This window comes from Antrihabitans stalagmiti (assembly GCF_016482825.1).
Taxonomy (GTDB): Bacteria; Actinomycetota; Actinomycetes; order Mycobacteriales; family Mycobacteriaceae; genus Antrihabitans; species Antrihabitans stalagmiti.
Map to the genome: position 1 here is coordinate 1 of NZ_JAEMNV010000017.1, position 19814 is coordinate 19814.

Sequence of the window (19814 nt, forward strand, 5' to 3'; positions counted from 1 at the left end):
GGGGTCGGCTTTGCTGCCTTCCGATACCCGCCACTGCGCCAACAGCGTGTCCAAGGCGCGGTCGTGCTGGCCATCTGTCAGATCGGCGACCTTCGACCAGGTGAACCGGTTGATCAGCCCGTATCGCTCAACGTAGGCGTCGTAGCGCTGATTCAGCTCGACGCGCAGCGCTGCCCGTTCGGCGGCCGGGTGATCCTCGCGCTGGGTGTCGATCAAGGCGACCGCGATGTCCCGCAGATCGAGCAGGGCACCCCACTCGGCGGTCTGTTTGGCTCCCCGCGTCTTGACCGGTTCCCATTCCATGCCGTTCCAGGTCCGGATCTCGGTGGCTTGGGGGTCGAAGGACAAGGTGGCAATGGTGGTGCCGGCCTGACCCCGTTCGCGGGCGCGGGTGAGTCCGCGTTCGAAGTCCGCACGGGTCGGTCCCATCGTGTTCGCCCAGCTCGCCGTCAACGCCAGACCGGCTCCCCGTGCCTGCTCGACGATTCCGGACAACGCCTCCTCGACCTGGGTTGCGAGGGCGGCGCCGCTCTCCCCCCGCACGACCAGCTGCTCGGCGGCGTATTGGCCACGTCCGAGTTCCATCGTGCCGAGCACGTGGTGCGGATTGTCGGCGTAGTAGGAGTTGGCTTGCAGCCCCAATTGACGCCCATCCTGATAGACCGTCGAATAGGTCAACCCCAAGAACTGCTTGGTCCGGGCGGTCATCTCCTGGCCGTCTTCGCGTCGACGCAGCACGAGAATGTCGGTGACCACCGATGTGCCGGCGACTCGGGAGAACGCCCCTTCGGGCAACCGGATCGCACCGAGCAGATCAGCCTTGTCGGCGATCTCCTTCCGGGCGCGCCCATTGACAGCGTCCATGGTGAACCGTGAGGTCAGGACAGTGACGTAGCCGCCGGGTGCGGTCACCGCGAGAGCTTTTTTGATGAAGTGGTTGTGAATCGAGAGCCGCGACGGGTTGTGTGACGGATCGTGCAGCCGGAAGTCACCGAACGGGACATTGCCGATCGCGGCGGTGAACGAGGCCTCCGGCACGTGGGTCAGTTCGAAACCCTCGTTGCGGATCTGCGCCGACGGATGCAACGCCGCCGCGATCGCCGCGGTGGTGGAGTCGAGCTCCACCCCGACCATCTGAGCACTGCTCGGAGCGTGCGCGAGGAACGTGCCCGACCCGCAGCCCGGTTCCAGGACGCGGCCGCCACCGAACCCGGCCTGCTCCATCGCACGCCACATCGCTTGTGCGATAGCGGGATCGGTGTAATGCGCGTTGAGAGTGTTGCGTTGAGCTTGCGACCACTGCTTGTCGTCGAGCAGCTCACGCAGCTGCTCACGCTCGGAGGCCCATTCCGGTTTGCGCAGGTCGAAGATCCCCGCAGCGGCACCCCACCCCGACCAGCGACCGAGAACCGCCTGCTCCGCGGCGGTGGCGTAGCGGTCCTCGGCTTCGATTCCCCGCACGATCCGGATCGCGGCGATGTTCGCCGCGGCCCGCGCTTTCTCCCCGGACGGAGGCAGGACCTCGATACCGGGACGGAAATCGACCGGTGCCACGTACACCGGCTGTTCGGCCATCGGTTTCTCGACGGCCTGGTGCTCGCCGACGAGCGGCGCACCGCGGTCGGGAGTATGTGTCAGTGTCGCGTCGATCGACAAAGATGCAGCGGGCATCTGCTCGGTCTCGGCCGCATCGACCGTGTCGACGGGCGGCGTCGATATCCCGAACTCGGCCACTACCTCGGCCGGAGGTGGCGGTAGTGGTGTCCCGCCCGGATCGGTGACCGCCGGATCCAGCGGCGCGGCACCGTCGCCGTCGAGAGCGAAGAGATCGCCCTGGCCCTCGGCTACGGGTCGACGAGTCTTCCGGGGCCGTCGAGCGGCTTGCCCGCCGCCAGCAGTGCTTGACTGACTTGGTTGGTGAACGATGCTGCCAGCGGGTCGCTCGGGCCGGTCGGCACCGGTTCGCTGTCCTCGATCCGGGCTTGCAGCAAAAAGGCCCCCGTCACCCGGAACAGCGCTGAGCGATCCGCCCACAGCTGGCGCGACAACTCGCTCGCCTCCGAACTCGGATCCCGTCGACGCAGCGGATCGGTCCAGCGATCCCGGTCCCCCGCTGCGTCCTGCAGCCGCACCTGCTCCTGCAGCGCTTCCCGCTCCTGGGCTTCCTCCACGCTCACCGGTTCTGGAAAGTCCTCCTCCGAGTGCGGGATCTGCTCGTAAAGCTCCTGCGCCAGCACCGCTTCGGTGATCGAGCGACGCGCCGTCTCGATCAACGTCACCGTCGTCAGGTAGTCCGGTGCTTCGCCGTGCTCGTCCCACCATTGGCGCACCAGCGGTCCCTGGCCCTGCATCTGCGTCTCGATCAGGTCGCTGATCCGCAGCGCCTCGTCGGCGACGAAGTTCGCCTTCTGCGTCTGCGACCAGTCTTCCGGCAGCCCGATATGGGTCCGCCACGTCACCTCGACCAGTTGGCGCAGATCCTCGGGTGGGGTCTCGGTCATCGGCGGCGGTACCTTCCTCGGTGGCGAAAAGATCCAGTTGCGTGTCGGTGGCGGCGCGGCGCTGTTTGCGGGGCATACCAGGGAGCTCCTCTGCATGCATACCCTGCGACGGGTGTGCCTGCGTTCGTGGTGATTATGGTGACTCATTGGCCGGAGCTCCGTTCTCTGGCTGCCCTGCCCTGGCGGGTCTAGACCACCCGCCAGGGTCTGGGAAAGCGTGAATGTGATGACGTTCGAGCGTGACGACAGTGCGAAAGGGCTATCGGATCGGCGGATCGACGCCGGTAACGCAGCCGCTGCTCATGCTGCATCTCCTGCGGTACGGGCCGTGATGGTCCGGAAATCCGGTCCGCGACCACCGTCTGCGGGCGGCTGTTCGTCGTTGTGGTCGGCGTCGAACCACCCGGCAGGTACGGGGATCGTCGGATAAGCCGGTATGTCGACGTGCGCCTCCGGGGTGCAGCGCCACATCGGTCCGGCCTCGCCGTCGCAGAGTGCGCGCAGATGCGGGTCGGTGTGCTGGACCCACCAGGAACTCATCGCCAGCGGTTCCTCGCTGCGCCGCGCCCCTTCCCACCCGCGCCACAATGCGTGCAGTCGGACGCTGACTTCCCGGTGCCGCCACCACTGTCGGCACCAAGTGCGGCCGCGGCCGCCGCCGAGCAGCTTCCCGGCCAGCACCGGTGCCAGCCAGTGTTCGACGAATTCGCCGACGTCGGCGAACACATCGGGTTCGGGTTCCTTCTCGACTTTCTCCGATGCCGGGCCCGACTTCGGTTGCGGTGTCGTGCTGCGTCTGCGTCCGGCTTTGCCTCGTGGCGGTGACGTCGGCGCGTCGTAGTTGTCGTCATAGTCGTGGTTGTCGCCGTAATCGTTGGTCATGACGCGAGCTCCTCTGTCGAGGTATCGAGGTCGAGTCCGCTCAAGGCGAGTGCGCCCTTTTTCGGTTCGTAGGTGGCCAGCGAGGCGCGGATCTGCTCGGCGAAGCGGCCCTCGCTCCAGAACGCTTTGCGGACCAGCACAGGCGGATTGCCCGAGGTCATGACGATGGCGCGGTCTTTCGGCAGTGCGGCGAGCACCGAAATCGGTGCGATTGTTTCCCGCGACCACGACTGCGAGCGTGATCGGCCGCCATTGGAGTGGCTCGACGACCAGCGCGCCACGTCGTGCTCGCCGATCTGCTGCGAAATCGACTGCAGATAGCTGTCGTCGTCGACGCCGCCGCCGTAGTAATGCATGTTCGACGCCTGACGCATCGTGGCGAGCTTCTGCTCCGACCACACTTCACCGGCTTGGGCTGGTGACTGGAGGAACGTCAACAGCACGACCCCTTGGGATCCGGCGTGGGAGTACTGCTTGGGTAGATCCGACAGTTTGCAGACGTTGGCGGCCTCGTCGAGCACCGCCACGATCGGTGTCGGCAGCCGTCCACCGGGGCTGCGTCGCGCCACCACGAATGCCGCATCGAGCAGCCGACCGACCAGTGCCGTCGTCAACGCGGTCGCCGAATCGGGACCTTCCAGCGACATCGCATACAGGGTGTCTGTCGAGCTGGCGAAACGGTCGACGTCGAATTCGGGCAGGTCGTGGGTCAGCGCGACAGCGGCCAGTCCGCTGTCCTGATCGAACTGCTTGCGGCGCTGCGGCAGAACAGCTTTCGCGTACTCCGGATCGTTGAGGACGTTGAGGAACCGGCGCGCCATGTCGAAGAGGCCGTCCTTCTGTCGTGGATTGAGCCGTTGGGCGCTGCGAATCTTCTCCTCCGCCATGGCTTCACCAGCCGCCTCAAGCAACATCGCCGGGATGGCGGTGTCGTCGTCGGAAAGCCAGCCGAGCGTGTGCAGGAGATCTCCGCCGCCGACTGCGGCGGCGAACATGTGCAGTGCGAGGAGTTCTTGTGCACCGCCGTCGAAGTAGGCATCGACGCGGGCACCGTCCTCTTTGGACGCCGAGACGAAGTAGCCGGCAAGTTTGCGGGCTGCTTTGAGTGACGACATTCCACGCAGTAAGTCGATCCACCACTGCGGGCCACCGTCGGTCGCGATGCCTTGCAGATCGAAGATCCACACTCGACCGACGGCTTCGCGGACCCCGCGCGTGTGATCGTGCAGATCACGCTTGTTCGACGTCGCGATCACCGCACCCGGCGCACTGCACACGGCGGGAATGGCCAGGGCCTGCGTTTTTCCGGTACGCGGGCCGGAGAACGCCACACCGACGTCCTCCCAGCTCATCACTATCGTGTGGCCACCGCGCACGGTTTTGCCGATCGGAATTCCGTAGGTGTCGGGACCACGCAGCTCGATGTCGGGTCGGAGCCGCTGAGACTTCTGTTTTGCGCTCGCCCCATGAACCTCGGTCAGTTGCGACGGGTTGGCCATCGACTTGGCCAGATGATCCACTCGTGTGTGGATAGCGCGGTGGTGCCACCACCTGACCGGAAACCACGCTGCCCCGATGAGAAGAAGCAGAACGACGATCGCGATGACGGTGGCGTGCACCGGCCAGGTGATTCTGCCGCCCAGCACGTTGAGGAACGCTGCGACCGGATTGCCAGGAATATCTTGGCCGGTGCCGGCGAGTGCGTCGCCAGCACGCAAGCTCAGGTAGAGAACGAGCACGAGGGTAGCTCCGGCACCGAATGCGACGAGTTGCACGGTCCCGGTGCGACGGTTGGCGTTCACAGTTCTGCTCCCGTTGTCAGCTCACGTGTGTTCGGTTCGACCGGAGCGGGTGTGTCGGATGTGGTGGGGACGGAGGCAGGTTCGCCGTCGAGCCATGCCGGGTCGGAGACACCGATCAAATCGGCGATGCGCTGGTCGTCGAGACGATTGTCGGTGCGGTCCTCGGACAGGTCATCGAGCCGTTCGAGCTCGTCGTGCGCCAACGATTCGGCCAAGAGCTCGGCGACGAATTCACCGGCGTCACGTCCGGTACCGGCAGGGGCTTCTGCCGCCGTTTCGTCGCTGGATGGGGCGCGGTCGACAGCGTCGGCGAGGGCGATGGCCGCGTCGGGGTCGATTCCGTCTTCACGCATGCGCTGTGACCAGGCGTCGGCGGTCTCGGGATCGGCATCGCGCAGCGATTCTGCTACCGCCCAGCGCGCCGCGAGATCCTGATCGGACCATTGTTTGCCCAGTTCCTCGGTCCGCGCGGTCGTCCGCTGAGCGCGTTCGGCGTGCCGTTCCGCTCGCTCACGCTCCCGCTGTTCCCGGTCGGCTTCTCGTCGGGCCTTATCCTGCACTCGCACGCGCGACTCCGCGGTGCGCTGCTTACGGTCGACAGTTCGTTCGCGTCGTGTCTTGAGTCGTCGATGCATTTCCACCGTTTTGCGGGCGGACTGCAGGGCCGAGGCAGCGAACTGAGTGAAGTCCCTGCTGATGTCGTCGAGTTCGTTCTCGCTCACGGGGACGCCTTTCGGGTGTGTTGGACGGTGCAGGTCATCGGGTGGGTGCGGCGTTGTATTCGGTCATGCGCCACCCGTCGCTGGTGGACTCGAGCACAGCGCGGACTTTCAGCTGTCGATACCGCGTCGACGTCCCGTCGCGGTGGAGCACGGTCTGGGTCACCACCGCTTCGCACACTGCGCGTCCCGGCGTGGTGTCGACGTTGTCGGTGACGAGCACGCTGGCGCTGACGATGTCGCCGGCAGCTCGCCATGCCGCCCATTCGGGCAGTTCACGCATTCCGGTAGCGGGGGGTGTGTTCGCGGATGCCGCGAGCTCGCCACCGAGCCATGGCAACGCTCGGGTCGCTGCAGCACCAGGTGATGAATCGTTCTTCGGTTGCCACGAGAACATCGCACTCAGCGCCTGCTGCGTCGCGGTCGCGGCGTCGGCATTGCCCGGGGTGGGGCCGTCGACGTGCCCGGAGTCGTCGCGGCCGCCGTGCTGCTGGTCTGAGGAGGACCCGGCAAGCGTGACCACCAGGACGACGGCACTGATCAGTGCGATCGCTGCGACGATCGCGGCCGCGATCACTGCGGTCCGAGTGCGCAGCGATGTCATGCTGTTCGCTTCGCGTCGAATGCTGTGCTGGAATCCATTGTGTGATCAGCCCTTTCAGTTGAATGTCGTGGCATAGCGCACCTCGTTCGCCAGGATGGTGTCGGCGTAGGGGCGGGTCTGGTTGACGTAATCCGACGCCCCGGTCGGGAAGCCGCCGCTGTTGAGCACGGCGTATTCGCCGGCGTTGTATCCGGCGAGATACAGCTCTTTCGGGCCGTTGGGTGCCTGGACCTTGCCTTCGGCGATCCAGCCGTCCACCTTGGCGGCGATATCGCACATGTAGTGGCCTTGGGCCATGACGGCGTCGCCGATGCGGTTGCGATCACCGGACCCGGCCGGGCCGGTCGGTGCACCGTTGTCGTCGACGGGGAAGCCGTAGGCGGCCCAGGTTGCGTCGATGAACTGCGTGTATCCGGATGCTCCGGAGGAGTTGTAGCCGTGTTGTTGGAAGCTGCCTTCCTGCTGGATCTGTGCGGCCAACAGCGACGGGCTGATCTGTGGGCACAGCGTGCCTGCGCGACGTAGCCACGGCACGAAGTCGGCAGGGACCGACGCGGGGTCGAGATTGTCGACACCGTGTGGTCCGCGAGCGGGATCGGTGCATACCGGCGGCTGCAGCGGCGCACCGGCGAGGAACGGAGCCGATCCGTAGACCGTGGATTCGGAGGGATGTCCGCCGCCGACGGTGGTGACGTGTACGTGGTCGAAATGGTTCTGGGTGTCGCTGCCGCGGTCTTCCATCGTGTTCGACTCGCCGGTGGCTGGGCGGTAGGTCTGTCGCCAGATCAGGTACTCCACGTGAAAGGCGTCTTTGTTCGCCATCACGTACTCGGCGACTCTGTCCCCCAACGCTTTACCGCTACCACTGTTGTAGTCGGGGATCATGATGTCGGCAGCACGGCCGGAGGGATGATCGTCATAGGCGTCGACCGGGCGCCACCCCCCGATCGTCGTGATCTCCGGGAAGTTGGCTGCGATCGCGCGCGCCAACCGGATGGTGTCGACCTGCCAGTGTTCTTCCGAACCCAGCGCTGCGGGTAGCGGTGGGAGCTCGCCGGTCGCGGCCGCCAAGACGGGCGGTGCCGCCGGGCCTGGGACAGGCGGTGCCGAGCCGCGACTGGTCGGTTCGGATCCCGCGTCGATCCAGGGTTGCGGATCCACCGCGGTTCCGCTGTCGTGGCCGCCGGACCACGTTTCGAAATGCAGATGTGCTCCGCCGGGTCCGGGTGGATCGACCTCGCCGTTGTAGCCGACGTCGGCGATGTGCTGTCCGGCGCTGACGGTGTCGCCCGCCTTGACCAGGACGCCTTCGGGAAACATGTGCCCGTACACCGTCGACCACACCGCGCCGTCGATGTTGTGATCGATCACGATCCACTGGCCGAACCCGGATGCGGAACCGGCGGCAGAGACCACACCGTCGGCTGCAGCGTAGATCGCGGCACCGGCGGTGGAACCGAAGTCGACACCTTTGTGCATGCCTCCGCCCCGAGGCCCGAACGGCGAGCTGAGGCGATAAGTCCCTTCCGCCATCGGTTTCACTTTGACACCCGGCCCGCCTGGAGGCGGTGCAACCGTCTGACCGGGGTTCAGGGTGGGGTTGCACGCGGTGTCGTCATCGCCCGGGTCGGAGAAGATCATGACGAACGCCACGACCAGACCGACGATGAACGTCATCGTCAGGGTGAAGATTTTGGGGGCAAAACCTTTCACGACTGGACCGAAACCCGGTGCTGCACGGAGGGATACATCGACAGGGCCGTCACGACTTGCTGCGCTTCGTGCAGCTGTCGCCGCAGTTCGCGCAGTTGCAGCTCGGTATCGGCAGGGATCTGGTCGGTGCGAGCTGCGCCGAGCTCGGCCCGCACCCAGTTGCGCAGTGTCGTCACCGGTATCGCGGCGGCGGCGGCGATCGCCACGACCGCGTCCTCACGCGAACGGTAAGACGCGAGGCCGGCGACGACCTGGCGCACGCACTGGTCGCGAAATTCGCGGCTGTAGCGGCGCTTGCTGCCGCCGACCTGGTTCATGCCGCCCACGCTGCGGACTCTTTGGTGTACTCGGTGTCGAGATCGAAGCGGGAGTTGGTGTCGTGCACACCGGAGGCGATTTCACTGGGAAAGAGGATGGTGCGCAGCGGAATACCTGCTGCGCCCTGCTCGCCGATCTTGATGAAGAACTTTCCCTGACCAGGAGGGGCTGAGGCCGATCGGCCGTCACCGGTCAACGCCGGCGGAGACGACCAGGACGTGATGTCGCGAACTTCGGTTTCGGTGAACGGTTTGATGTCTTCCAGTCGCGCCATCTCTTTGCGTGGGAGTGCACCGACGACCAACGCTCCGGCCCGCTCGACGAAGCCCGGTGCCGACTGCACACCGTTCTCGTCGACCTGTTGGGGCAGATCGCTGGCCGTGTGGGTGATCATCAGCAACGCGGTGCCCCACACCCGGTTGAGGCGGGTCAGCTCGTCGACGCGATCGACCATCCCGACGCCGGCACGCAGCACCTGCCACATCTCGTCGAGCACCACCAGGAAGTTGCGCTTCGGCCCACATTCGGCATCGGCCAAAATGTGGGCCGCATCGGTCGCGGCGAAGCCGTGTTCCCAGCAGGTCAGCAGGACCGCGCCTTTGAGTTTGCGATCGGCGGCCGCGACCTGAGACACATCGACGCACACCGCGGCGGCGTTGATGTCGATCGGGGTGGTGGTGTGACCGTCGAAGACTTGGCCGAACACGCCTTTGCGCAGTGCGTGCAACGACCGACGCAGAGAGCGCGACTCGTGCAGATATTCCTTTTGATCGGTCGCTTTGTACGCCTCGACCACCTCGGGGGGACCCTCGTCGAGGACGCGTTCCAGGTCCGACAGCAGCGGCTGTCCCTCGACGTGTGCGTCGATCCAGTCCAACGCTGCACCGATGGCGGACTCTTCGTAGTCTTCGATCAACCGGCCCCGGTTGAGCTGCAGTAACGCCACCACCCGGCGCAGACGGTCCGCCCCGATCCGGGTCCGGACAATCCGTGCCATCTTGGTTGCGATCTTGGTCCCGGCAGCGTCGAGGATCGGCAGGATCTGCGCCAGGGGTCCCAGGTCGAGGGGGTTGATTTGGGCGTGCCCGTGCCCGACGGTGATGACCTGCCCGGCGTCTCCGAGCTCTTCGACCAGTTTGCGGTAGTCCGGTTTCAGGTCGCCGAGAATCAGTGCCGTCACGCCGCCGGCGACCAAGCCCAGCACGATCTTTCGGGCCAGGGTGGACTTTCCGAAGCCGGGCAGGCCGAGCAGCATCATCGACGGTTGCTGCAAGAATTTTGCGCGCACGAACCACGACAACGGGTCGAAGCAGACCGGCGCGCCCGTGTAGAGGTGAGATCCGAGCGGAACTCCGCGCAGCGGTGCACCGGCACCGACCGGCCATGGCCACAGCCCAGCGACCTGCAGTGTCGTACCGCGATATTCCACCGTGTTCGGAATCGGTCCGGTGCGGCCCCCGCCGAGCCCTCTCAGACCACGCGCGGTGGCACGCAACGGTGCGGGAGCTTTCGACACCTTCTGCGTCGGCGCAGCGTTCTCGCCGCGGCGACGATCGTCACGACGTAGCAACATCCACGCCCGAGTCGAATCGAATATGTTGCGACCAGCCTGCATGGTGCGGGTCAGTTCGGCTCGCTCGTCGTCGTCGAGCAACTGCAAGTCCATCCGAGCGCGTTGTGCCGCTGCGGCTTTCGCTGCTTGTGCTTTGCGGTGTTTACGTCCGCCCGGTCCACTCGACTGAGGGCGTGAACTCGGTGGCAGGTGTGACATGTCGCGGGCTCCGAGGCGGCCCCGAACTCCCGCCCGGGTCATCACGACGCCAACTTCCGCGACACGCTCTCGTGATCGGGCAACAGCACCCCGATGCCGAGCGTGGCGGCAAACGACGCGGCCTGAGCGAAATACACTCGCCGCAGCCGTAGTCGCGCTCGGACGCCGAGCTGTTTGGTGATCGAATCCGCGCGTGGCCGGTCCCCGTCTTCGGGCGTGGTGACGGTGACCAGAACACCGAACAATGTCAGCCCGTGGCCTCTGCCTTGTTCTTCACGTTGCGCCTCGGCGTACTCGACTTTCAGGTTCGCCTCGACCGATCCGATTCCTCGTTGTCCGTTGCGGCCCGAGAGCGCGTTCTTGTAGTCGGAGTCCACAGCTGCGGCAGCGTCGGCCGGCGAGTGCGGGCGATAGACGATGGCGACGCGTTTACGCACCAGGTCGCCGTTGACGTCGAGCAGCGGCCGCAGCACCGTTTCGGTGACCGCCGATGCCGGTGCTTTCGACATTTCCCACGTCGTCGACCAGCACCCGTCGTGGTAGAAGCTCGAGATGCGTTCCTGGTGGCCCATCGGCCCGCTGTCTTCCCAGCCGATGTCGTGGCCACCCTCCATTTCGCCGAGCTCGAGGTCGGCCAAGGTGGAGGGACTGTAGGCGCGTTTGGTCAACGACACGATCTCTTCCGGCGGCAGCAGCCGCGGGTTGAGGTTGGCTTCGTTGAGCACCGTCAGGACCCCGCCCATGCGCCGCGACATCTCTTTGATCTGTTCGCCCGCGTCTTTGCGCCGGTCTGCGGTGGTGGCGCGGAACGTGATCGCTACTCGCGCCCACATCCGCACCGAACCCGAGGGCAGCATCGCGGCGGCTTCGGCCATCATCGCGGCGGGGAGATCACCGCCCGGTCGAGAGGGTGCGCACAGTTCGCGCACTTCGCGGCGGATCCGGTTACCGGTCTCCGGTCCGGTTTCGATGATCACGGTGGCACCGTCGATGTCGCCGGGTTCGGCGACGAAGTTCAAGAAGTTGGTCCAGTTGAATACCGAGTCGTCGACGGCGTCCTGGTCGATTGCCTCGTTGCCTTGTGGCCAGCATTCGATGACGACCGTGAACTGGTTTTGCGACGGCATCTCGATCACGCCGTACACCTGCCGGGATTGATGTTGAACCCACCCTTCGTGCAGACGGGTCGGGTACAGCACGCCGGGCAGTCGGCAGGTACGGCCGGGAACGCGAGAAAACAGGCCCGATCGGTACATGTCCTCCCCCTTTCTCACATGTTTGCGCCATTGCTTGTAGAGCAGGACCCACTCGTAGGTGGTTTTTCCTTCGATTCGCAGGACCAGCGGCCCCCATGTCGCCAGCAGGACGAGCGCCAACACCAGCGAGCTCGCCAGTCCGATGACGTAGACCGACAAGATCCAGATCACGAAGATGACCAGCAGATAGATGCTGGGAATCAGACCCATGCCGGCCAGGAACGCCGACTTCGGTTGGCTCCACCCGATGTAGGTCTGGCGTTGGGGCCGGCCGCTCACAGCGGAACCTCGTTCGCGCCGAGGCTGCGGTGCGGAATGTCGTCGACACCGCCGTGACCACCGCGATCGAGCACTGCCGTGCCAGCTCGCGAGGTCGCCACCGCGTTGGTGGACTTGCCGGATTTCGCTGCACTACTGAGCCCGGTCGGTGTGCGTGAACTGCTTGCAGGGGACGCTGAAGAACCGTTCGAAAATCCCGGTGATCCCGACGACTTGGCATGGGGTGCGGACGGCATCTGCCGTGCTCCGGACTTCGCTGCGGCACCGGTGTAACCGCCGACCGAGGGCGCCGCGGCGGCGCTGCTGCGTGCGGTCGAGGCCCGAACACCGGCCAGCGCCTTACCGCCGACCGCCGCCGCCCCGCCGCTCACGACTGCAGCCGCTGCCCCGACACCGGACATCATGGCCCCGGCAACGCCCATGCCGGACCCGCCGACCATGGAACTGACCCCGAGAACCCGCATGACGGCGGGCAACGCAACCGCGGACACCGTCAGCAGCATCAGCCCTTGCAGCTTGCTGGCATCAGAGCCTGGATCGGCGGCCCAAAACGCCGTCGCCATGATTCCTGCGGCGATCGGTTTGAACGCGATGAACGCAAACGTCCACTGCATCATCCGCGTGTAGGAGTTCGCGCCCATCTCCGTACCCGAGGCTGCGGCAGCCATCGGCATGAACCCGACGATGACGATCAAGAATGCCTGTCGAATCACCAGGAACACCGCCTGCAGTAATGCACCGGCCATGCCGAAGATCGCGATCAGCAGGATCCAGCCGGGCCCCCAGGTCGAATTATCGTCGAGCAACATCGCGTTGACTTTGTCGCCGAGATCGCCGCCGCTCGACTCCGAGAGCAACCACAAGCTGAAGACGTCGGCCAGTTTCGTCCCGCCGGCGACCACGACACCGAACATCGTCGTGACGAATGTGACGCGGCCGATCACCTTGAGCAGGTCCATCGAGACGTCGCCTTCACTGCCCGCCCGTGCCCAGGCGATTCGCACGGCAGCGAGCATGATGGCGAAACAGAGCACGCCGAGCTGGATCGGCATCATGTAGCTCTGCAGCACCGTCAGATAGTCGACGTCGGCAAGCTTCGGGGTGGGGATGGAGAACCACCAGTTCAATACGGTGCCGTAGCCATCGGCGACGCCGGCGATCATGGCTTTCGTCGACTTTCCGAAGTTGGAGTTCCAGAAGGCATTGAGCGCTTCGCCCGGATGGGTGACGACGTTGGTCATCTTGCATTGGTTTTCTGCCGACCACGACAGCAGGTTCGGCAGCGCGTTGAGTGGATTGAGATTCGACCCACCCGGGTCGAACTTCTCGCCGAACTTTTCGCAGGTTTCGTTGTAGCCGAACGTATTTCCGGGATCACCGGCACCGACCGGCGGCAGTATGGGAGCAGCGTCCGGCGTACGCGGCGGTGCAGGTACCGGCTCGGCAGAGGTGATTGGAGCCGTCAGCAACAGGGCAAGAGCTGCCAGGACCGCGCCGAGCAGCAGTGTTCGGACGAGGCGGTGCAGTCGGGTCACCATGGTGTCCACCCACCGAGAGTGCTGGTGTGGCCGCGCTGGTCGGTGTCGTTGTCCTGAAACTTCAGTTTCCAGTCCCCGCCCTCCCACACCACCGTGTGCCGAGACGTGCCCCACCGAGGCTTACCGTCGTCGGTCGGCGGACTCTGCTCTGCAAACTCCACGACCGCGAAATCCTCTGCGTAGGAGAGCAATCGGAACGCATCCGTCTTGGAAATGTAGGAGAGCGCATCCGCCGGGGTTCGGTGCTTACCTGGTCCTTCCTGCCGCAACTGGTCATCGACGAGCTGTCGTTGTGCGGGCAGCATCACCGTCTGCTCGTCGAACATGCGCTGGGCGGTGCGGTTGTCGACCGCAGCGAGACGATAGAAGATCTGCGCGGCCGCGAGCGCGGCCCCTTGCGGTGTGCGGGCAAACCCGGATGCCTGCAGTCCGTCGATGGTGGTCGGGCCGTCGGAAGTGGAAAACGGTACGGCCACACCGTCGTTGACGCGCTGCCACATGAGTCCTGCGGGTGCGTCGGCCGCCACGATCGGTAGATAGGGTGCGTGTTCGACCGGGGTTTGCGGCAATGCCCACCCGCCGATCCAGTTCGGAATGTCGATTCGGCGGCCGAGCCGATCGGTGGTCGGAACCCCGATACCAGCAGGCTGTGTGTTCGATCCGGCATCGGGGCGCTGTCCGGGTGCGCTCGATGGGTTCGGGATCGCCGTGACCGGTGATTGCGGTGACGGCGACGGGGATGCAGTGTCCTCGCCTCCGCTCAGGCGGACGATCACTGCGATCGCCGTGCACACCAGCGCGAATACGACGAAGATCACTGCGGCGGCAGTGACGCTGGGCCGCTTGCGTTTCGACTCGGTGGCCTCCGAGGAGTCGCTCATTGCGGACCCTCGAGAGCGGTGTAGCCGGTCAGGTCCGACACGGTTGTCGGCTCGACTTCGCTGCCCGGAGCGGGCAACAAGACTTTCCAGTCCTCCCCCGACCACACCACTGTTTGCTTGGCAGCGGTCAGCGGCAAATTAGGCTGCGCAACAGCCACACTGATCACCGACCGGGTGGGGCTGTACTCGTCGACGCGGAATCCCTTCACCGCCATCGGCGCTGGGCCGGGAGGTACGGCGGCAATGGAAATCAATGCCCGATTGACGGCGTAGGTATCGCGGCCGACACCTGGAGCGGCGACAGCATTCGCGACCTTCGGCCAGCTCGTGTCCGGAGACAGCGCCAGACGTATCGAGCCGTGCACTGCCGCCAGTACCGCCCCCTGCGGGGAGTTGGTGTAGCCGCTGACGACGTCGCCGTCGACGTTGCGAGGTCCGTCGACGCGGGAGGTCGGCAGTTGCACCCCCTGCCATCTACTCCACGTCAGCTCGGTCGGAGCGGCAGCGGTGTCGACTGATGTTGTGGCAGAGGGGTTGTCGGATCCGGAGGTATCGTCGCCGCACCCGACCAACAGTGCGCTCGTCAGTCCGGTCGAAATCAGTACCGTGGCTAAGCGGCTCTTCCTCAGCATGGATATTCGCCCTTCTCGACGAGGTCGAAGTGAACGGTGTTGCAGGACGGTGTCATTGGCCCAGCGTCAGATCTGCCAGTCCGGCAGCGGAGCCGAAGACGGCGGCGCCGACGACGATGATCCAGATCTTGCGGCTGCCCGGATGCGACGAGCCCTGAGCGATCGCGTACCAGATCAGCCCGCCAGCGCCGATCAATGCGCCGACGAGGAAGACGCCACCGAGCCACGATCCGTAGCCGAGCAGAGTGTTCATCGCCTCGCTGACTTCCGGCGGCATCGGACGTTGGGGTCCCGTGGGTTCGGCGATGTTCATTGCATTGCGAAGGTGACCCACGAGGCGGCGCACGTGGACACGATCGTGCCGATGACGGCACCCGCGACCAGCTTCCAGCCGCGTCCACCGGTGGCACCTTGTCCGCTGATGTGGTCGACCCACATCCATCCGCCGCCGGCGATGATGCCGAGGACTGCTCCGATCACGGCCGCCCACAGTGCAATTCCTAGGATGCGGATGAAGCGTTCACCGCCGGGTGGTTGGACCATGACGGGCTGATCGACCGCGTAGTAGACGGTGTCGAGTCCGAGTTGCATGAGCATGTTTGTTCTCCCTTACTTGGTGGTTATGTCTGACGGGCGTTGTGGGCGTAGGAGATTGGTGATGGTGTGTCGGATGTCGACACCGACTTCGGCCACCTCACGAGGGACGACCGTTGTCACAGGTTCGCGGCGGCGAGTCGTGGAAATCAGTGACGTGGGGGTCCAGGCTGGTACTTCGTCGGCAGTGACGCCGATCCATCCGTCGATCCAGGGGATGTGCCAGCATCGGTCCTCGATCAGTCCAGCGATCACCTCCCTACGTCGCCGCAGCTGTGGTGCCGACCGTCCGGGAGCTGCAGCGACGGTCACCAGGCCGACGAGTTGGGCCGGACCACCGACTCCAGCGAGATGCTGAGTGAGCAGGTCGTGCGCTCTGCTGAGCCCGGTTGCCGATTCGCGTGCGACGATCACCATGAACGGCGACTCCCCCGCGTGCGCGCCAGGAAATGCGCCGAGGGCGTCTGCAGCCGGGGCCCAGGACGCTTCGAGCATCGTCACTCCTGCGCCGCCGTGCGCGCCGATCAGCCACCACAGCGGTGGCGGGTGCTGTCGACTCGTCCACACTGGTTCCGGCCAGACACCCAGGCGTCGCTCCGGTGGTGGCGGCTGCACCAAAGAGGAAGGCGCGGAGAGGTTCTCGTCGGGTACGGGGGTGAATCCTTCGGCGGCGGCCGCGGTCATCGTCGATCCTGTGCTGCGGTGAGTAGTGGCATAGATGGGCATTCATCCAACCGGGCACGACCCGAAGGCCGGACTCGCAGTGCGACGGTGCGCGTCATCACAACTCCTCTCAGTTCGGTGTCGACGTCGGGGCCGGTGTTGACGAGGTCGGCAATGCGGACGTCGGTGTCGTCGTCGACGCCGCTGTGGGGCTCATCGGAGCGGTGCTGCTCGACGTACCGCTGTACACCGGCGCTGCATCTGCGCTTGGTGAAGTCCACGGGTTGTAGGACTGTCCCGAACCCGTCGCAGCGGCGTCGGTGGGCCACTGCAAGCCGGGTAGGCCCTGGTAAGCGTCCTCTCCGGCGACAGGGGTTGTCGGAGTGAACGCTTGAGCGTCGGGTTGCGGAGATCCGCCGCCGGCAGCGAGGTCTTTGACCACCGCGATCAGCCAATCTGCTGTGAAGGCCAACGAGGATCGGCCGTCTGCGGTTGCACCGTCGGACTTGTAGGATTCGTGGTTGGCGCGCACCGCCCAGTAGCGAGTGTCGGTGGCCATCTTGATCAGACCGGCGTTGTCGGTGATGTTGCTTTTGATTTCGCCCATGACCGCCGTTGCTGCTTTGTCGATGAAGTTGGTCGGCAACATCTGCAGTGCGGCTTGTCCTAGTTTCGCGCCGAAGAGAGCAAGCCCTGCAGCGGGATTGGTCAATCCGACCGATGCGATCTGAGCGATGTTTTCGGCGGTGACGACCTTCTTCGCGACCGCGAACGCAGTGTTGATTCCGATGCCGACTACCTTGCGGATCGCGGAGAAGATGTCGGTCTGGTACTCCGGGTTCGATGCAACTGCGAGATGCTCGCTCAGCGATGTTCCCGAGGGCTGATAGCTCAGCCCGGCTGTTGTTCCGTCGGAGGTGGAGATGTTGTCGTTCACCACATCGGCGGCCGTCTTGATCGCGGTGGATCCGAACACGTTCGCCACCGACATCAAGATCCCGACCGGATCGTTGGTGTTCATGTTCAGCTGCCCGGCGACGTTGGTAACCAGTCGCGCGATCGGGGCATCGGCCGGGGTGTCGCACGCGATGTCACCAGCGGCGCATTTGGATGCCACACGGCCGGTCAGCTGACCAAAGGTCGTCGGAGTGTTCTTCATCGGCGGCGCGATACCACCACCTGGAGCGGTCGGTTGGGCCAACGCAGCAACAGCTTTCACCGCAGCACCCGATGTCCCCGGGGCCGGATCGGGAGTCACCTGCGAGGCTGAGCGGCCAGGGAACAGCGGTGAGCCCGCCACCCGCGCCGGGTCGGACAGCACCAGACCCATCGCGACGAGCGCGGGTGGTATTGGACCTTGCCCGGCTCCGATTCGGCGGAGCAGCGTCGAGGCGACCAGGCCGCCTTGGGAGTAGCCGACGATGCCGTATTTCGTTGTAGGGCACCGCTTGTGCTCCTCGTCGAGGACTGCTGTCATCCGCGAAATGCCTTCGGAGGCGGATTCGGCGAACGGTTTGCCTTTCCACCCGAAATCGGCCGGGTAGGCGACATAGGTGCGGTCGATCTTCGACTTGTCGTTATCGAAGGCTGCCAACGCCGGCAGGACCGCAGCGGACAAGGTGCCGGCATCGGACTTCGGGTCCTGATCGACACTCGATTCGGTCGTGCCTTGAGCCACGACCACATGCAGCAATGCGCACCCTGCCGCCGGTGCGATCTCGGTCGGTGTGAGAGTCGGTTCGGCGTGGCCGACGGTGCTGCCCACTGTCGCGGCGAGGACGACACCCACTGCAGTCGACCCAGCCCAGCGCCGTGCAAGGGCCCACCCACTCCGATGGCGGCAGGTGATGGCAGTGGTGGAGCTGGATGGTGAGATGTCATCGATCATCGATTCCTCCGAGACGTTGGTGCACTGGTCATCGCATGACTCCCAGAAGGCGGCGATAGGCGGCCTGGGTGGCGGGATCGATTCGCACCCAGGTGATCTCGCCGCCTTCGGCGAGGTGCGGGTCGTACGGGATCGCAACCACGGCGTTGACCCAGTCGCCCGCGTAGTCGCGGACATGTTGGGCGTAATCGTGTGGGCCGACATTCGGGGTTTGATGGCTGACGACGATCGTCACGTCGCCGACAACGGCCTCACCGAACTGGCGGTGCAGCCACCGCAAGACCGTCGCGAGGCGGTTGATGGCGTCTGGGCGTGCTTGCACGGTCAGGGCGACCGGAATTCGGGGGTCGTAGAGGAACGGCCTCACCGCGGCAGCATGAATCGGAGCTCCCGCGTCGTAGACAGGGACCACACCGGCATCGACGAGGTGGCGGTGCACCGACAGCAACGATTCCCGGCCCGGTAACGGGTCGTCGCCACGCCGCGCCAGGACCAGTGCTCCTGCCGTTGTCGTGCCGCACGCTGCGTTCACTGCGGAGGGCAGGCTGGGCTCGGAATCGTCGAGCCAGTCCTGCATCGTCGATGTAGTGCGGTGCGCGTCGCAGGCCCGGACTCCGAGATCTCCGCCAGCGGGGGTGGCGTCCACGACCGCGGGATAGACGTAGCCCGCGTTGTCGGCCGCGATGACTGATGCCAGGTTAGCGGCGACCGTCGTAGATGCTGAGCTACCAGCGCTCCCCACTACCAGAAACGGTGGTGGGACGGGGAGGCCTTCGCCGGTGGCAGCAAGGCCGGTCAGCCGCACGGTCGAGGGCCGGTCGGCTCCGCGTGCAGGGAGGTCGGTCGGGGATCCGGTGGGTGGATTGGCTGTCAACCATTCCGGTGCGTCCGGATCGGTCCAACCCGTGCCGGGGTCGTAGGCGACGCTCATCGTGCACCCGCCCCGGGTTCGATGCTGGCGATAAGGATCCGACCATCCGGCTCCCGTGCGGTGGTGATGAGCAGGTCGTGAGTGGACACTGTCTGGTCCGGGCGTCGTTCTTCGACTGTCACACCCAGTCGATCCGGTGCGACGGGCACGATATGGACGCAGTGCTGGGTGTTCGCCGGGATGGTGGCGATCGCTGCGCGGGTCGCTTCGATCGGTGCGACCTTCGCGGTCGGAGCCATCACGGTGCGTGTTGCTTCGGCCGATCGGGCGACGTACATCGCGTGTTCGAGGTCGAGGATCTCGGCAGCACCGGGCATAGCTTGGGGGGTGTTGCGAACGATGGAACCTGAGCCGTTACCGACCACTCGGTTCGCCGAATTCTCGCTGGGGCACCACGGCGCGAGGGACACCGGCGCAGGCGCAGCAGCGACGAGCGGTGGTGGTGGTGGTGGTGGTGGTGCTGCTGTCGTGTCGGTGTCCGACAGCACCACCCCGAAAACAACGAGCCCAGCGACCAGTACAGACGACGCGGCTGCTGCCACAACCACGGTCCCCCGCCGCTTGCGGGCTCGCTGCGTGCGCCGACGGACGACACTGTCCACCAGCGGCGCAATCGGATCAGGATCAAGAGCGACTTGTGCCGTCGCGGACGCCGTATTCGGGTCCGTGATGTCGACTGGTGGCTCGGTTAGTGCAGTGTCACTGCCTGGGAGGTCGAGCCACGCCATCCAATCGATGTCACCTCCCGCCGGTTCTGCGTGCAGAACTCGCAGCGGAGGAATCACGAGCGGTGCCTCTCGGCTACCGCTGAGGTCCAGGTCGTCGTCCACGTTGGCCACTGG

The 19814-nt window shown here is 65.5% G+C and carries 19 protein-coding genes; all 19 read right to left on the reverse strand.

From position 1 onward, the window contains the following. Nucleotides 1–1734: N-6 DNA methylase (locus JGU71_RS28780; protein WP_307829977.1), on the reverse strand; the 1734-nt coding region annotated here is incomplete at its 3' end. 110 nt (nt 1735–1844) lie between these two features. Then, a complete protein-coding gene (locus tag JGU71_RS28785) occupies nt 1845–2501 on the reverse strand; it encodes a hypothetical protein (RefSeq protein ID WP_199708595.1) in 657 nt (218 codons plus the stop codon). Nucleotides 2502–2801: 300 nt separating this feature from the next. Then, the gene (locus JGU71_RS28790; RefSeq protein WP_199708596.1) at nt 2802–3383 is read right to left on the reverse strand and encodes a DUF4913 domain-containing protein; all 582 of its coding nucleotides are present in this window, start codon (nt 3381–3383) and stop codon (nt 2802–2804) included. After that, nucleotides 3380–5185: a type IV secretory system conjugative DNA transfer family protein gene (locus JGU71_RS28795; protein ID WP_199708597.1), complete on the reverse strand. Its 1806-nt coding sequence runs from the start codon at nt 5183–5185 to the stop codon at nt 3380–3382. Before JGU71_RS28795 ends, JGU71_RS28790 begins: the two co-directional genes overlap by 4 nt. Then, nucleotides 5182–5907 (reverse strand): hypothetical protein, encoded by a 726-nt coding sequence (locus tag JGU71_RS28800; RefSeq protein ID WP_199708598.1) that lies wholly within the window; start codon nt 5905–5907, stop codon nt 5182–5184. Before JGU71_RS28800 ends, JGU71_RS28795 begins: the two co-directional genes overlap by 4 nt. 34 nt (nt 5908–5941) lie before the next feature. Then, nucleotides 5942–6508 carry a hypothetical protein gene (locus tag JGU71_RS28805; protein ID WP_199708599.1) on the reverse strand — a complete coding sequence of 189 codons (567 nt, stop codon included), beginning with the start codon at nt 6506–6508 and terminating at the stop codon, nt 5942–5944. A 54-nt stretch (nt 6509–6562) separates the two neighbouring features. Continuing rightward, entirely contained in the window at nt 6563–8221 is a 1659-nt protein-coding gene (locus tag JGU71_RS28810) for a VldE C-terminal domain-containing protein (RefSeq protein WP_307829979.1), read from the reverse strand. Next, on the reverse strand, nt 8218–8538 hold the full coding sequence (locus JGU71_RS28815) for a transposase (protein ID WP_199708600.1): 321 nt from the start codon (nt 8536–8538) through the stop codon (nt 8218–8220). The genes JGU71_RS28810 and JGU71_RS28815 overlap by 4 nt, the downstream gene beginning before the upstream one ends. Continuing rightward, the gene (locus JGU71_RS28820; RefSeq protein WP_199708601.1) at nt 8535–10310 is read right to left on the reverse strand and encodes a putative type IV secretion/conjugal transfer ATPase; all 1776 of its coding nucleotides are present in this window, start codon (nt 10308–10310) and stop codon (nt 8535–8537) included. Before JGU71_RS28820 ends, JGU71_RS28815 begins: the two co-directional genes overlap by 4 nt. A gap of 41 nt (nt 10311–10351) precedes the next feature. Next, on the reverse strand, nt 10352–11845 hold the full coding sequence (locus JGU71_RS28825; RefSeq protein WP_199708602.1) for an SCO6880 family protein: 1494 nt from the start codon (nt 11843–11845) through the stop codon (nt 10352–10354). Then, a complete protein-coding gene (locus JGU71_RS28830) occupies nt 11842–13383 on the reverse strand; it encodes a TrbL/VirB6 family protein (protein ID WP_504739564.1) in 1542 nt (513 codons plus the stop codon). The genes JGU71_RS28825 and JGU71_RS28830 overlap by 4 nt, the downstream gene beginning before the upstream one ends. Next, a complete protein-coding gene (locus JGU71_RS28835) occupies nt 13377–14264 on the reverse strand; it encodes a DUF8175 domain-containg protein (RefSeq protein WP_199708604.1) in 888 nt (295 codons plus the stop codon). Before JGU71_RS28835 ends, JGU71_RS28830 begins: the two co-directional genes overlap by 7 nt. Further along, nucleotides 14261–14896 (reverse strand): DUF8175 domain-containg protein, encoded by a 636-nt coding sequence (locus tag JGU71_RS28840; RefSeq protein WP_199708605.1) that lies wholly within the window; start codon nt 14894–14896, stop codon nt 14261–14263. Before JGU71_RS28840 ends, JGU71_RS28835 begins: the two co-directional genes overlap by 4 nt. Nucleotides 14897–14948: 52 nt before the next feature. After that, nucleotides 14949–15242 (reverse strand): hypothetical protein, encoded by a 294-nt coding sequence (locus JGU71_RS28845; protein WP_199708606.1) that lies wholly within the window; start codon nt 15240–15242, stop codon nt 14949–14951. Further along, a complete protein-coding gene (locus JGU71_RS28850) occupies nt 15206–15493 on the reverse strand; it encodes a hypothetical protein (protein WP_199708607.1) in 288 nt (95 codons plus the stop codon). Before JGU71_RS28850 ends, JGU71_RS28845 begins: the two co-directional genes overlap by 37 nt. Before the next feature lie 12 nt (nt 15494–15505). Then, a complete protein-coding gene (locus JGU71_RS28855) occupies nt 15506–16174 on the reverse strand; it encodes a hypothetical protein (RefSeq protein ID WP_199708608.1) in 669 nt (222 codons plus the stop codon). Nucleotides 16175–16283: 109 nt separating this feature from the next. Then, nucleotides 16284–18041, reverse strand: a complete 1758-nt coding sequence (locus tag JGU71_RS28860) for a cutinase family protein (protein ID WP_199708609.1) — start codon at nt 18039–18041, stop codon at nt 16284–16286. A gap of 28 nt (nt 18042–18069) precedes the next feature. Further along, complete coding sequence (locus tag JGU71_RS28865; RefSeq protein WP_199708610.1) at nt 18070–18972, reverse strand: MinD/ParA family ATP-binding protein; 903 nt, start codon at nt 18970–18972, stop codon at nt 18070–18072. Next, a complete protein-coding gene (locus tag JGU71_RS28870; RefSeq protein WP_199708611.1) occupies nt 18969–19811 on the reverse strand; it encodes a DUF8176 domain-containing protein in 843 nt (280 codons plus the stop codon). Before JGU71_RS28870 ends, JGU71_RS28865 begins: the two co-directional genes overlap by 4 nt. Nucleotides 19812–19814 lie beyond the last annotated feature (3 nt).